The organism is Mesorhizobium temperatum, from assembly GCF_002284575.1.
Classification (GTDB): Bacteria; Pseudomonadota; Alphaproteobacteria; order Rhizobiales; family Rhizobiaceae; genus Mesorhizobium; species Mesorhizobium temperatum.
The window spans coordinates 159,322-172,819 of record NZ_NPKJ01000068.1 but is presented as its reverse complement, the minus strand read 5'-3'; the positions used below and the strand labels follow the sequence as shown (position 1 = coordinate 172,819).

Sequence of the window (13,498 nt, the reverse complement as noted above, 5' to 3'; positions counted from 1 at the left end):
GCGCAAAGGCGGACAATGCCGCATCATAAATACAGGGAGAGAGACCATGATCGACTACGGTCATTTCATCGGCGGCAAGCGTGTCGCTGGGACCAGCGGCCGCAAGCAGGACGTCATGCAGCCGATGGACGGCACGGTGCGCGGCACCGTGGCGCTGGCTTCGCAGGCGGAACTGCGTGCGGCGGTGGAAAACGCCAAGGCGGCGCAGCCCGGCTGGGCGGCGACCAATCCGCAGCGGCGCGTGCGCGTCCTGATGAAGTTCCTCGAACTGGTCGCCAGGGATTATGATGCGCTGGCCGACATTCTGGCGCGCGAACACGGCAAGACCATCGCCGACGCCAAGGGCGACATCCAGCGCGGCCTGGAAGTGGTCGAGGTCTGCATCGGCGCGCCGCACATGATGAAGGGCGAGTTCACCGACGGCGCCGGCCCTGGCATCGACGTCTATTCGATGCGCCAATCGCTCGGCGTCGTTGCCGGCATCACGCCGTTCAATTTTCCGGCGATGATCCCATTGTGGAAGATCGCGCCGGCTATCGCTTGCGGCAACGCCTTCATCCTGAAGCCTTCGGAGCGCGACCCGGGCGTGCCGATGCGCATCGCCGAGCTGTTCATCGAGGCCGGTCTGCCGGCGGGCATCCTCAACGTCGTCAACGGCGACAAGGAGGCGGTCGACGCCATCCTCGACGATCCCGATATCAAGGCCATCGGTTTCGTCGGCTCGACGCCGATCGCCCAGTACATCTATTCGCGCGGCTGCGCGGCCGGCAAGCGCGTGCAGTGCTTCGGCGGCGCCAAGAACCACATGATCATCATGCCCGACGCCGACATGGACCAGACCGTCGATGCGCTGATCGGCGCCGGCTACGGCTCGGCCGGCGAGCGCTGCATGGCGATCTCGGTGGCTGTCCCGGTCGGCAACGACACCGCCAACCGGCTGATGGAAAGGCTGGTGCCGCGCGTTGAAAGCCTGAAGGTCGGCCCGTCGACGGATTCGTCCGCCGATTTCGGCCCGCTGGTCACGGCGCAGGCGCTGGAGCGGGTCAAGGGCTATGTCGATACCGGCGTCAGGGAAGGCGCCAAGCTGGTCGTCGACGGCCGCGGCTTTTCCATGCAGGGCTATGAGAACGGCTACTATATGGGCGGCTGCCTGTTCGACAACGTGACCGCCGATATGCGCATCTACAAGGAAGAGATTTTTGGGCCGGTGCTCTCGGTGGTGCGCGCGCCGACTTACGAGAACGCGATCAAGCTCGCCAACGATCACGAAATGGGCAACGGCGTCGCCATCTTCACCCGCGACGGCGATGCCGCCCGCGACTTCGCCTCGAGGGTCCAGGTCGGCATGGTCGGTATCAACGTGCCGATCCCGGTGCCGATCGCCTACTATACGTTCGGCGGCTGGAAAGCGTCTTCCTTCGGCGACCTCAACCAGCACGGACCGGACGCATTCCGTTTCTACACCAAGACCAAGACAGTGACCTCGCGCTGGCCGTCCGGCGTCAAGGACGGGGCTGAATTCGTCATTCCGACGATGAATTAGCCGGACGGTTTTTTGTTTGCGCGCCCTCGCCTTGGCTGTGGGCGCGCGGGCAGCCGTCAAGGACGAGGCCGAGTTCGTCATCCCGACGATGAATTAGCCGAACGACAAACAGCTCCAGATTTTATGATTGAAGACGAAAAGGCCCGGCTAGAAACCGGACCTTTCTGTTGGCCGGTCTCGCACCGTATCTGCCTGAACGCTAATGTGATGGAACCAGGCGGCAGCAGACGTCTTAAGATTGCGATCCTGCAGCGAAGCAGGCGCGGTAGACCAACCAACGGCGCTGGCAACAGCTTCGGGGGCGGCCGGCGCAAGGAGGTGTCAGATGACACGTCTAATAGCGACGATATTCCTAGCAGTTGCGGCGCTTTCCGCCGCCCCGGCAACAGCGGCCGAACAATGCGCGCCACGAGCCGACATGATCAAGGCGCTCGGCGAGAAGTTCCGGGAAAATCCAACCGCGCTCGGCGTCGTCAATCCGAATGTGATTGTTGAAGTCTTCGTTTCCGACCAGGGCACCTGGACCATCCTCGCCAGCGACACACGCGGTCAAAGCTGCGTGGTTTCGGTGGGTGAAGGCTGGGAGAGCGCGGTGACGACAGCAGCGCTGCCAGGCACCTGAGCCGCCTAGTGGGTGGCAGCCGCCTTAGCATAGCCGCGCGCAGGCCGCGGTTCTCGGCGACGACCATGAAACGGATCCACAGGCGCCCCAGCGGGCGCCTGCTTGCGCTTTTTCCTTGCCGACACCATATTGGAACATAGTGGGAACATTAAGAATCGTCCCCGCTGATGACAGACCGGAACACAGAAAGGAACGACGCGATGGTGATGACGTCGGGACCGGCCTGGATCGTTCCGGCAAAATGAGGGCTCTCCCTTTGTCGGACGTGATAGCAAAGGAAGTGCCCTATGGCGCGCAAATCGCTGTTGGTTGGTTTGAAAACCCTGATTCTTGCTGGGGCATTGGCGGTGGGTACGAACGCCGCAAGCGCCCAATATCAATACTGCGTTGAACATGGCGATCTCGTCGCCCACCTGAGCGAGCAGTTCCAGGAAAGACAGTTTGCTTTCGGGCTGATCGGTCAGATGGCGATTATGGAAGTCTATGTCGCCGACAGCGGAAGCTGGACGATCATCGTCACCGACGTCGCCGGCAGAAGCTGCATCGTCGCGGCCGGCGAACATTGGGAAAACGTGGTGATCCCGCCCGACCAGGACGCATGACCGAATTGAACGATGCTCAGCGCCTGGCCGCCGCCGGATGGACGGAACTCAAAGAGCCGGCCGAAGGATGATGCCGATCTCCTAGCGCGTCGCAGCCGCCTCGGCATGGCCGCGCAGCAGCGCCATCAGGCGCTTGGCATCTTTGGCGGCGGCGTCTTCGTCGCCGGCGAGGATCGAGCGGATCAGCGCGACGTGGTGCTCTGCCGATTCCGCCAGTCCGGTTTCGGCCTTGTAGCGGAACCAGAAGCGGCGGCTGTGGGTCTGCAAGGGGGCTGCCAGCCGCGCGGCGAAGGGGTTGTCGGCCGCCAGCGCCAGCGCCTCGTCGAGCGCCTTGTCGGCCTGAATGAAGGCCAGCACATTGCCTGAAATCACCGCCTTCTGCATGGCCAGTGCCGCGTCGTGAAACAGATCGGCGGCCTCACGGGTGACGAAGCGGGCGGCCGAGCGGGCAAGAACCACCTCGACGCCACGCCGTGCATCGAGAACGCGCAACCAGTCGCCGGGATGCAGCGGGGCAATGGCGATGCCGGCACGCGGCCGGACATCCAGCAGTCCCTCCCACGCCAGCCGCTGGATCGCCTCGCGCACCGGCGTGCGGCCGAGCCCCAGCCTGTCGATCAGCGCGCCCTCGGTGATGAAGCTTGAAGGCGCCAGTTCGAGCGTCACGATCATGTGCTCGAGCAGGCGGTAGGCTTTCGCCGCCACTGGCTCGAATGCCGGGCTTGTTTCATTGAATATCAAAGGCGAGCTCCTGATATATTTTTGATATATCATAGCGAAATCCGTGTTGACAGTCCGTTTCTTACTAAATATACGACTGATATATCAGATGGAGCGACCACCATGTGGACCGGAGTTTTCCCCGCCGTCACAACGAAATTCACCGAGGACGACCGCCTCGACCACGCCGAGATGGAGCGCTGCTTTGCGCTGCAGATGGAGGCCGGCTGCGACGGCATCATCGTCTGCGGCTCGCTCGGCGAGGGGCCGATGCTCTCGCATGACGAGAAGATCGACGTGCTGAAGACCGCGCAGAAGATCGCCGGCAATAAGCCGGTTCTGCTGACGGTCAACGAAGCCGGCACCCGCGAGGCGGCGGCGATCGCGCGCCGCGCCGCCAAGGAGGGCGCCAACGGGCTGATGGTGGTGCCGAGCCCGATCTACCACACCAATGCGGCGGAGACGGTCGCCGCATTGCGTGCCGTCGCCGAGGCCGGCGACCTGCCGGTGATGATCTATTCCAACCGGCTTGCCTACCGCGTCGACGTCACCGTCGACCAGATGGAGGAACTGGCGAAGGACAAACGCTTTTTCGCCATCAAGGAATCCTCCGACGACATCCGCCGCTCGACCGAAATCATCAACCGCTTCGGTGATCGCTACGACCTGTTCACCGGCGTCGACAATCTGGCGTTCGAGGCGCTGTCGGTCGGCGCCATCGGCTGGGTGGCGGGGCTGGTCACCGCGTTTCCGCGCGAGACGGTCGCGATCTACCAATTGATGAAGCAGGGCCGCCGCGAGGAGGCGCTGAAAATCTACCGCTGGTTCCGGCCGCTGCTCGACCTCGACGTGTCGACCTATCTGGTGCAGAACATCAAGCTCGCGGAAGTCCTGGCGATCAACACCAACGACCGCGTGCGCATGCCGCGCCAGCCGCTGTCGGGCGAGCGCCGCAAGATGGTCGAAAAGGTCGTCAGGGATGCACTGGCGGTGCGGCCGGCACTGCCGACGTTTTGAGGCATGCTCTTTTCTACCCGTTTACGGGAAGATGATGGCGGCAGCCAGATGAGGGGCAGCGCCCACATGCAGGGAATTTCCAAGTCGGCAAAGGCGGGGCGCCGCCCCTCATCCGCCCTGCCGGCACCTTCTCCCCGTGAACGGGGAGAAGGTGAAGACATCGCCATTATCGGCGGCGGCATCATCGGCATCTGCGTCGCCGCCTATCTGGCCGAGGCGGGGCGAAACGTCACGATCTTCGATCGGACGGGGATTTGTGAGGAGACGAGTTCCGGCAATGCCGCCGCCCTGGCCTTTTCCGATGTGCTGCCTTTGGCCCACAAGGGCATGATCAGGCATCTGCCGAAATGGCTTGCCGACCCGCTCGGCCCGCTCAGCATCCCGCCCGCCTACCTGCCGAAGCTGCTGCCATGGCTTATCCGCTTCTGGCGGGCCGGACGAAGCGACCGCTACGAGGCCAGCCTCGTGGCGCAGGCCGGGATGATGCGGCTCGCCGAGGCCGAATGGGCCGGGCTGATGGCGCGCTCGGGCACCGGAAACATGCTGCGCGAGGACGGCTCGCTCGAACTTTACGAGAGCGAGGCCGAGTTCAAGGCGTCACTGCCCGGCTGGGCGGCAAGGCAGCGCTTCGACATCGGCTTCAGCCATGTCGAGGGCGATGCTCTCGCCGCCTTGCAGCCGGGCCTGTCGCCGCGTTTCATCAAGGGCACCTTCGTGCCGGGATGGAAGACTGTTACGGATCCGAAATTATTGGGCAAGGCGATCTGGGCCTATGCCGAGAAGAACAGCGCGCGTTTCGAAAAGGCTCGGATCGACCATGTCGGAGCAGGGCAGGATGGCGCGACATTGACGCTGGCCAACGGCACGGTGCGGCAAGCAAAATGCCTCGTCATCGCCGCCGGCGCGTGGTCGCATCTTCTGGCGAAACAGATCGGCGACCGCATTCCGCTCGAAACCGAGCGCGGCTACAACACGACGCTGCCGAAGACCGCCTTCGACTTGAAGCGGCAACTGATCTTCTCCGGCCACGGCTTCGTCATCACCCCGCTTGAAACCGCTGTGCGCGTCGGCGGCGCGGTCGAACTCGGCGGCATCGAGCTGCCGCCCAACTACGCCCGCTCGAAAGCGCTGCTCGACAAGGCACAAAAATTCCTGCCGGGGCTTGACCCGGCCGGCGGCCGCGAGTGGATGGGATTCCGGCCGTCACTGCCGGATTCGCTGCCGGTGATCGGTGGCGCCAGGGAGGCCGGCACGATAGTCTATGCCTTCGGCCACGGCCATCTCGGCCTGACCCAGGCGGCTGCCACCGGACGCCTGGTCCGCGATCTCATTCTCGGCCAAAATCCGGTGTTTGATCTGTCTCCGTTTTCTCCGAACCGCTTCTGACGGGATCTAGAAATGGCGCGCCACTCCTTCTTCTGCATCGACGGCCACACTTGCGGCAATCCGGTGCGGCTTGTCGCCGGCGGCGGACCGCTGCTCAACGGCGCGACGATGATGGAGCGGCGCGCGCATTTCCTGGCCGAATACGACTGGATCCGCACCGGGCTGATGTTCGAGCCGCGCGGCCATGACGTGATGTCCGGCTCGATCCTCTATCCGCCGACAAGGCCCGACTGCGACATCGCCATCCTGTTCATCGAAACCTCGGGCTGCCTGCCGATGTGCGGCCATGGCACCATCGGCACGGTGACGATGGCCATCGAGCACGGGCTGGTCAAGCCGAAGACGCCGGGTTTGCTCAGGCTGGACACGCCGGCCGGCCTGGTCACCGCCGAGTACAAACAGGTCGGCGAATATGTCGAAGAGGTGCGCATCACCAACGTGCCGTCCTTCCTCTATGCCGAGGGTCTGACTGTCGAATGTCCGCAGCTCGGCGAGATCAGCGTCGACGTCGCCTATGGCGGCAATTTCTACGCCATCGTCGAGCCGCAGAAGAACTATCGCGACATGGCCGACCATTCCGCCGGCGACCTCATCGCCTGGAGCCCGGTGGTGCGGCAGCGGCTCAACGAGAAGTACGCCTTCGTGCATCCCGAGAATCCCGGCATCGACCGGCTGTCGCATATGCTGTGGACCGGTGCGCCAACCGACCCCAAAGCGGATGCGCGCAATGCCGTTTTCTACGGCGACAAGGCGATCGACCGCTCACCGTGCGGCACCGGCACCTCGGCCCGGATGGCGCAGCTTCATGCCAAGGGCAAGCTCAGGACCGGCGACGATTTCGTCCATGAATCGATCATCGGCTCGCTGTTCAAGGGCAGGGTCGAGAAGGAAGTCACCGTCGCGGGCAAGCCGGCGATCATCCCATCGATCGGCGGCTGGGCGCGCATGACCGGATTGAACACCATCTTCATCGACGACCGCGATCCGTTCGCGCACGGATTCGTCGTCGAATAGAGAGGGATCCTGACCCAGGGGAAACGAAAGGAGCGCAAAAATCGATTGCCGTCGACAGCGCAACGATCCCTCTCATCAACTTATTTTGACGGCGATTTCTTCGAAACGGGGTGCATGATACGGCTGAATCGTCAATGACATTGCGTTATGCCAATGGTAGGGTCCGCGATAGTCCAGAGGCCGGATATGAAAAAAACGGGCGATCGGGCAGCGTGCGGCGAAAACACGCGTTCTGATCGAAAAATCACGTTGCAATCCGGGCTCGAAACTTTACGACTAGGGCAAATACGAAAAGGAATGCGTCTGCATGGGCGACATTCCAGGGGAGCCACGACAGCATGCAGTACTTTGTCCAGCAGCTTATCAATGGGCTGACGCTGGGATCGATCTATGGGCTGATCGCGATCGGCTACACGATGGTGTACGGCATCATCGGCATGATCAATTTCGCCCATGGCGACATCTTCATGGTCGGCGCCTTCGCCGCCCTCATCGTTTTCCTCATCCTCGGCGCGATGTTCTATTCGGTGCCGATCGTCATCGCGCTGCTGATCATGATGATCGTCGCGATGCTGTTGACCAGCCTCTACAACTGGACGATCGAGAAAGTGGCCTACCGGCCGCTGCGCGGCTCGTTCCGGCTGGCGCCGCTGATCACCGCGATCGGCATGTCGATCGTGCTTTCCAATTTCGTCCAGGTGACGCAAGGGCCGCGCAACAAGCCGGTGCCGCCGATGGTGTCCAAGGTCTACACGATCGACGGCATCAGCGTGTCGCTGAAGCAGATCATCATCGTCCTGGTCACCATAGTCCTGCTGGCGCTGTTCTGGTATCTGGTCAACAAGACCTCGCTTGGCCGGGCGCAGCGCGCCTGCGAGCAGGACCAAAAGATGGCGGCACTGCTCGGCGTCGATGTCGACCGCACGATCTCGATCACCTTCATCATGGGCGCGGCGCTTGCCGCCGTCGCCGGCACGCTGTTCCTGATGTATTACGGCGTGGTGGTGTTTTCAGATGGCTTCACGCCCGGCGTGAAGGCCTTTACCGCGGCCGTGCTCGGCGGCATCGGTTCGCTGCCAGGCGCCGTGCTCGGCGGGCTGATGATCGGCTTCATCGAGAGCATGTGGTCGGCCTATTTCTCGATCGACTACAAGGACGTCGCCGCCTTCTCGATCCTGGCGATCGTGCTGATCTTCCTGCCTTCCGGCATTCTGGGCCGGCCAGAAGTCGAAAAGGTCTGAGATCATGGCAGTTACCGTATCTCCAGAGCGCGACATCGTCGCCAACCCTATCCAGCGCGCTATCCGCGAGGCGCTTTATGCCGGGGCCATCGTGCTCGGCCTGTTCGTGCTGTTCATCGGGCTGAAGACCGATCAGAACATCTCCAACGAACTGATCCTGGTGCAGCGCTGGGGCCTGCTCGCCGTGCTGATGATCGCCACGATGGTCGGCCGCTTCCTTTACGTCGCCTATGGCCAGCCCTTCCTGGCCAAACAGAAGATCGCCGATGTCGCCACCGGCCTGTTGCCAGCCAGCGTCGCGACGCGGTTCTTCCGGTTGCCGTATTTCATCGCGGCCATCGCCATAGTGGCCGTGCTGGTTCTTCTGGCCGGCTCCCTCGATGGTTTGCTGGGGCCGGCTCTTGCCGGTTATGCGCGGTTCGTGCGGGCGCTGGCGATCATCTATGCACTGGCCTGGGTGATCTATTATTTCCGGGCCTTCATTCTTGCGCATTTCTCGGGCCTAGGCATAACCGCGCTGGCGCTCTATCCGATCGTCGTCGTGCTGGTGCTTGCCCTCTATACGGGATCGATGGTGGGCGGCTTCCAGGGCTCGCTGAAATGGGTCGACAATTTCGGCATCCAAATCCTGATCTATGTGATGCTGGCCTGGGGACTGAATATCGTCGTCGGCCTCGCCGGTTTGCTTGACCTCGGCTATGTCGCCTTCTACGCCGTCGGCGCCTATGCCTATGCACTGCTCGGTACCCATTTCGGCCTGTCGTTCTGGATCCTGCTGCCTGCTGCCGGCGCCATGGCCGCGTTCTGGGGCGTCATGCTCGGCTTTCCGGTGCTGCGCTTGCGCGGCGACTATCTGGCGATCGTGACGCTCGCCTTCGGCGAGATCATAAGGCTGGTGATCATCAACTGGCGCGAAGTGACCAACGGCTCGGCCGGCATTTCCGGTATCCCGAAGGTCTCTTTCTTCGGCCTGATATCGTTCAACGTCTCGGATCCGAACTACATCTCGAAGGTTCTCGGCATCGCCCAATCTGGCGCCTACTATAAGATCTTCCTCTACTACCTGATCCTTGGGCTCTGCCTGCTGACGGCCTTTGTCACCATAAGGCTCAGGCGCATGCCGGTCGGCCGCGCCTGGGAAGCGCTGCGTGAAGACGAGATCGCCTGCCGCTCGCTCGGCATCAACACCACCACCACCAAGCTCACCGCCTTTGCCACCGGCGCCATGTTCGGCGGCTTCGCCGGCTCGTTCTTCGCCGCAAGGCAAGGCTTCGTCAGCCCCGAATCCTTCATCTTCCTGGAATCGGCGATCATCCTCGCCATCGTCGTGCTCGGCGGCATGGGCTCGCTGGTCGGCATTGCCGTCGCCGCCATGGTGATGATCGGCGGCACCGAGGCGCTGCGCGAACTCGATTTCCTGAAGCAGGTCTTCGGTCCAGATTTCACGCCGGAACTCTACCGCATGCTGCTGTTCGGCATCGCCATGGTCATCGTCATGGTTTGGAAGCCGCGCGGCTTCGTCGGCAGTCGTGAGCCGACCGCCTTCCTCAAGATACGCAGAGCCGTGTCAGGGTCCTTCACCAAGGAGGGACACGGCTGATGAATGCGAGCCCATCCATGAACAACGCCATCCTCGAGGTCGAACATCTTTCGATGAAGTTCGGTGGCCTGGTCGCCATTGGCGACCTGTCATTCCAGGCCAAGCGTGGCGAGATCACCGCATTGATCGGCCCGAACGGCGCCGGCAAGACCACCGTGTTCAACTGCATCACCGGCTTCTACAAACCGTCGGAGGGCATGCTCACGCTCAATCGGCGCGACGGCTCGAGCTATCTGCTCGAGCGCCTGCCGAATCATGAGATTCCGGCGCGTGCCAAGGTGGCGCGTACCTTCCAGAACATTCGTCTGTTCTCGGGCATGACGCTGCTGGAGAACCTGCTGGTGGCGCAGCACAACAAGCTGATGAAGGCATCCGGCTACACTATCCTCGGCCTGTTCGGTTACAGCGGCTACCGGACAGCGTCGGCCGAGTCGATCGACCTGGCCAGGCACTGGCTGGAGAAAGCCAATCTCGTCGACCGCGCCGACGATCCGGCCGGCGACCTGCCCTACGGCGCGCAACGGCGCCTGGAGATCGCGCGGGCGATGTGCACGGGTCCGGAACTGCTCTGCCTCGACGAACCGGCCGCGGGGCTCAATCCGAAGGAATCAATGGCGCTCAACGCGCTGCTGATGGACATCAAGGACAACACCGGCACCTCGATCCTGCTGATCGAGCACGACATGGCGGTGGTCATGCAGATTTCCGACCATGTCGTGGTGCTCGAATACGGGCGCAAGATCTCGGACGGCAGTCCGCAGGCGGTACGCACCGACCCGCGTGTCATTGCCGCCTATCTCGGGGTCGAAGACGAGGACGTCGAGACGGTGCTGACCGAGGTCGGTGACGAAGACGTCATCGAGCAACTGGATACGGGCCCGGATGCGGCGCACGGCCCGGGCACGTCATCTTCGTATCTCGCCGGACCTGTGACCGATACGGTCGGCCACAGCGAGGGCGAACGCGTCACGGTGTCGAAGGGCGCCTCGAAGGCCGGGCAGGTCGATGCAAGGTCGAGCGCCGCAGCAAGCAAGGCAGCCTCGCCGGCCAAAGCCAGACCGACGGCGAAACCTTCTGCCGCGAAATCCTCCGCGGCAGAGCCGGCCACGAAGGCTCCGGTAAAGCCGAAGACACCGGGCGTTTCCAACCGGCGCGGAGGGCGTAAATAATGGCCGGCACAACGCTGCTCGATATCAAGGGCGTTCAGACCTACTACGGCAATATCAGGGCGCTGAACGGCGTCGACGTTACCGTCAAGCAGGGTGAGATCGTCGCGCTGATCGGCGCCAACGGCGCCGGCAAGTCGACGCTGATGATGACCATCTTTGGTGCTCCGCGCGCCCGGGCGGGCACCATCACCTTCGCCGGCACCGATATCACCCAGATGCCGACCCACGAGATCGCGCGCATGCGCATCGCCCAATCGCCGGAGGGCCGGCGCATCTTCCCGCGCATGACGGTGATGGAAAACCTGCAGATGGGCGCCAGCCTCGACAACCTCCAGCACTATGACGAGGACGTCGAGAAGGTGTTCACGCTGTTCCCGCGCCTCAAGGAGCGCATCGCCCAGCGCGGCGGCACGCTGTCGGGCGGCGAGCAGCAGATGCTGTCGATCGGACGCGCACTGATGGCGCGGCCGAAGCTGCTTCTGCTCGACGAGCCTTCGCTGGGCCTGGCGCCGCTGATCGTCAAGCAGATCTTCGACGCCATCCGCGAACTGAACCGCACGCAGGGGCTGACCGTGTTCCTGGTCGAGCAGAACGCTTTCGGCGCGCTGAGGCTCGCCAATCGCGGCTATGTCATGGTCAACGGCAACGTGACGATGAGCGGCACTGGCAAGGAACTGCTCGCCGATCCGGAAGTGCGCGCCGCCTATCTCGAAGGCGGCCATCACTGAGCACGGGAGACTTCATCATGCAGGGCATTCTCTACGAGGAACCCTCGATCTGGCAGTTCTTTTTCGTCACCTGCCTGCTCGGCGGCTGGGCGGCGTGGATGACGGGCAAGGCCTGCGCCCAGACATGGCGCAGCTTCGTCCAATTGTTCCTTTACATGCTCGGCCTCGGCATCGGGATCAGGTTCATCCATCATGCGCTGTTCGGCGGCACAATGTTCTCGCTGCATTACTACATCGTCGACACCATCGTGCTGATAATCCTGGGCTTCATCGGCTATCAATACACGCGCACCAACCAGATGGTGACGCAGTATAATTGGCTCTACGAAAGAGCTTCTCTCTTGAGCTGGAAACCGAAAGGTTGACGTTCATGATTAACGCCGTTTCGATGATGAATCGGCGTGACAAGTGCCTGAAAATCGGCAAAGTACGCTTTCTGCGAGTAAGAGCGGGCATCGCATGAAAGCATCATCCACGCCCGCTCGGTAAATGGGAGCGTCTTACATGAAGAAATCACTTTTGTCCGCCGTCGCCCTGACCGCGCTTGTCGCGTTCAGCGGAAGCGCGTGGGCTGACATCCTGGTCGGCGTTGCCGGTCCGATCACCGGTCCGAACGCCGCCTTCGGCGCGCAACTGCAAAAGGGCGCCGAACAGGCTGTCGCCGACATCAATGCGGCCGGCGGCATCAACGGCGAGCAGGTCAAGCTCACGGTCGGCGACGACGTCTCCGATCCGAAGCAGGGCATCTCGGTCGCCAACAAGTTCGTCGCTGACGGCGTCAAGTACGTGGTCGGCCACTTCAACTCGGGCGTTTCGATCCCGGCATCGGAAGTCTACGCCGAGAACGGTATCCTCGAGATCACCCCGGCTGCGACCAATCCGAAGTTCACCGAACGCGGCATGTGGAACACCTTCCGCACCTGCGGACGCGACGATCAGCAGGGCAAGGTTGCTGGCGACTATCTCGCCGCGAACTTCAAGGATGCCAAGATCGCTGTCATCCATGACAAGACGCCTTATGGCCAAGGCCTCGCCGACGAAACCAAGAAGGCGCTTGCAGCCAATGGCGTGACCGAGGCCATGTATGAAGGCATCAATGTCGGCGACAAGGATTTCTCGGCCCTCATCGCCAAGATGAAGGACGCGGGCGTCTCCGTCGTCTACTATGGCGGCCTGCACACCGAGGCCGGCCTGATCATGCGCCAGCTCGCCGACCAGGGCCTCAAGGCAACCTTCATGTCCGGCGACGGCATCGTGTCCAACGAACTGGCCTCGATCGCCGGCGACGCCGTCGATGGCACGCTGATGACGTTCGCTCCGGATCCGCGCAAGAATCCGAACGCCAAGGAACTCGTCGAGAAGTTCCGCGCGGCCGGCTTCGAGCCTGAGGCCTATACCCTCTACTCCTACGCGGCGATGGAAATCGTCGCGGCCGCCATCACCAAGACCGGTTCAGCCGATGACGCTCAGAAGGTAGCCGAGACCATCAAGTCGGCCGGCCCCTGGAAGACCGCGATCGGCGAGATCGGCTATGATGCGAAAGGCGACATCACCCGTCCGGATTACGTCATGTACACCTGGAAGAAGGGTGACGACGGCAAGTACACCTACGTCGAGCAATAAGCCGGCAAAAGTCTTAAATCTGGAAATGCCCGGCGCTCTGCGCCGGGCATTTTTCGTGTGAAGCACGATCCTTTCCGAAAGCCGGTTCGACAGTGCCCGGCGCACGCTGGATCAGCGGCGAAGCGCTTCAACGTTGGGAATCGATTTAAATCGGTTTAATCTTCTCGCGATTTTGTTTGCACTGCAGCATTTTCGCGTTAATCATGGCGCCAGTTCCCTTCCCGTCAGCGTCC

The 13,498-nt window shown here is 62.5% G+C and carries 12 protein-coding genes and 1 pseudogene; 12 read left to right on the top strand and 1 reads right to left on the bottom strand.

The genetic code is table 11. From position 1 onward, the window contains the following. Positions 1–46: 46 nt before the first annotated feature. The 3 genes from CIT26_RS27215 to CIT26_RS27205 all read left to right on the top strand — a co-directional run bounded on the left by CIT26_RS27215 (position 47) and on the right by CIT26_RS27205 (position 2,767). A complete protein-coding gene (locus tag CIT26_RS27215; protein ID WP_095495429.1) occupies positions 47–1,543 on the top strand; it encodes a CoA-acylating methylmalonate-semialdehyde dehydrogenase in 1,497 nt (498 codons plus the stop codon). 325 nt (positions 1,544–1,868) lie between these two features. Then, positions 1,869–2,165 (top strand): hypothetical protein, encoded by a 297-nt coding sequence (locus CIT26_RS27210; protein WP_095495428.1) that lies wholly within the window; start codon positions 1,869–1,871, stop codon positions 2,163–2,165. Between the two features lie 287 nt (positions 2,166–2,452). Beyond that, positions 2,453–2,767, top strand: a complete 315-nt coding sequence (locus CIT26_RS27205) for a hypothetical protein (RefSeq protein WP_095495427.1) — start codon at positions 2,453–2,455, stop codon at positions 2,765–2,767. An 81-nt stretch (positions 2,768–2,848) separates the two neighbouring features. Here CIT26_RS27205 and CIT26_RS27200 read toward each other — a convergent pair whose 3' ends face one another. Continuing rightward, positions 2,849–3,541: a GntR family transcriptional regulator gene (locus CIT26_RS27200; RefSeq protein ID WP_245319573.1), complete on the bottom strand. Its 693-nt coding sequence runs from the start codon at positions 3,539–3,541 to the stop codon at positions 2,849–2,851. Positions 3,542–3,610: 69 nt separating this feature from the next. Here CIT26_RS27200 and CIT26_RS27195 point away from each other — a divergent pair, with 69 nt between their 5' ends. The 9 genes and pseudogenes from CIT26_RS27195 (at position 3,611) to CIT26_RS27155 (ending at position 13,265) form a co-directional block, all read left to right on the top strand. After that, positions 3,611–4,504 carry a dihydrodipicolinate synthase family protein gene (locus CIT26_RS27195; RefSeq protein ID WP_095495426.1) on the top strand — a complete coding sequence of 298 codons (894 nt, stop codon included), beginning with the start codon at positions 3,611–3,613 and terminating at the stop codon, positions 4,502–4,504. A 66-nt stretch (positions 4,505–4,570) separates the two neighbouring features. Beyond that, positions 4,571–5,890 carry an NAD(P)/FAD-dependent oxidoreductase gene (locus CIT26_RS27190; RefSeq protein ID WP_095495425.1) on the top strand — a complete coding sequence of 440 codons (1,320 nt, stop codon included), beginning with the start codon at positions 4,571–4,573 and terminating at the stop codon, positions 5,888–5,890. Positions 5,891–5,902: 12 nt separating this feature from the next. Further along, positions 5,903–6,904 carry a 4-hydroxyproline epimerase gene (locus tag CIT26_RS27185; protein WP_095495424.1) on the top strand — a complete coding sequence of 334 codons (1,002 nt, stop codon included), beginning with the start codon at positions 5,903–5,905 and terminating at the stop codon, positions 6,902–6,904. Positions 6,905–7,242: 338 nt separating this feature from the next. Continuing rightward, positions 7,243–8,145 (top strand): branched-chain amino acid ABC transporter permease, encoded by a 903-nt coding sequence (locus CIT26_RS27180; protein ID WP_095495423.1) that lies wholly within the window; start codon positions 7,243–7,245, stop codon positions 8,143–8,145. Positions 8,146–8,149: 4 nt separating this feature from the next. Beyond that, complete coding sequence (livM, locus tag CIT26_RS27175) at positions 8,150–9,745, top strand: high-affinity branched-chain amino acid ABC transporter permease LivM (RefSeq protein WP_095495422.1); 1,596 nt, start codon at positions 8,150–8,152, stop codon at positions 9,743–9,745. Continuing rightward, a pseudogene (locus CIT26_RS27170) lies at positions 9,745–10,905 on the top strand (ABC transporter ATP-binding protein); the annotation flags it as partial. The gene livM and the pseudogene CIT26_RS27170, both read left to right, overlap by 1 nt. A gap of 8 nt (positions 10,906–10,913) precedes the next feature. Then, positions 10,914–11,642 (top strand): ABC transporter ATP-binding protein, encoded by a 729-nt coding sequence (locus CIT26_RS27165; protein ID WP_095495421.1) that lies wholly within the window; start codon positions 10,914–10,916, stop codon positions 11,640–11,642. Positions 11,643–11,659: 17 nt separating this feature from the next. After that, positions 11,660–12,007, top strand: a complete 348-nt coding sequence (locus CIT26_RS27160) for a DUF6867 family protein (RefSeq protein WP_095495420.1) — start codon at positions 11,660–11,662, stop codon at positions 12,005–12,007. Positions 12,008–12,146: 139 nt separating this feature from the next. Continuing rightward, on the top strand, positions 12,147–13,265 hold the full coding sequence (locus tag CIT26_RS27155; RefSeq protein WP_095495419.1) for a branched-chain amino acid ABC transporter substrate-binding protein: 1,119 nt from the start codon (positions 12,147–12,149) through the stop codon (positions 13,263–13,265). Positions 13,266–13,498 lie beyond the last annotated feature (233 nt).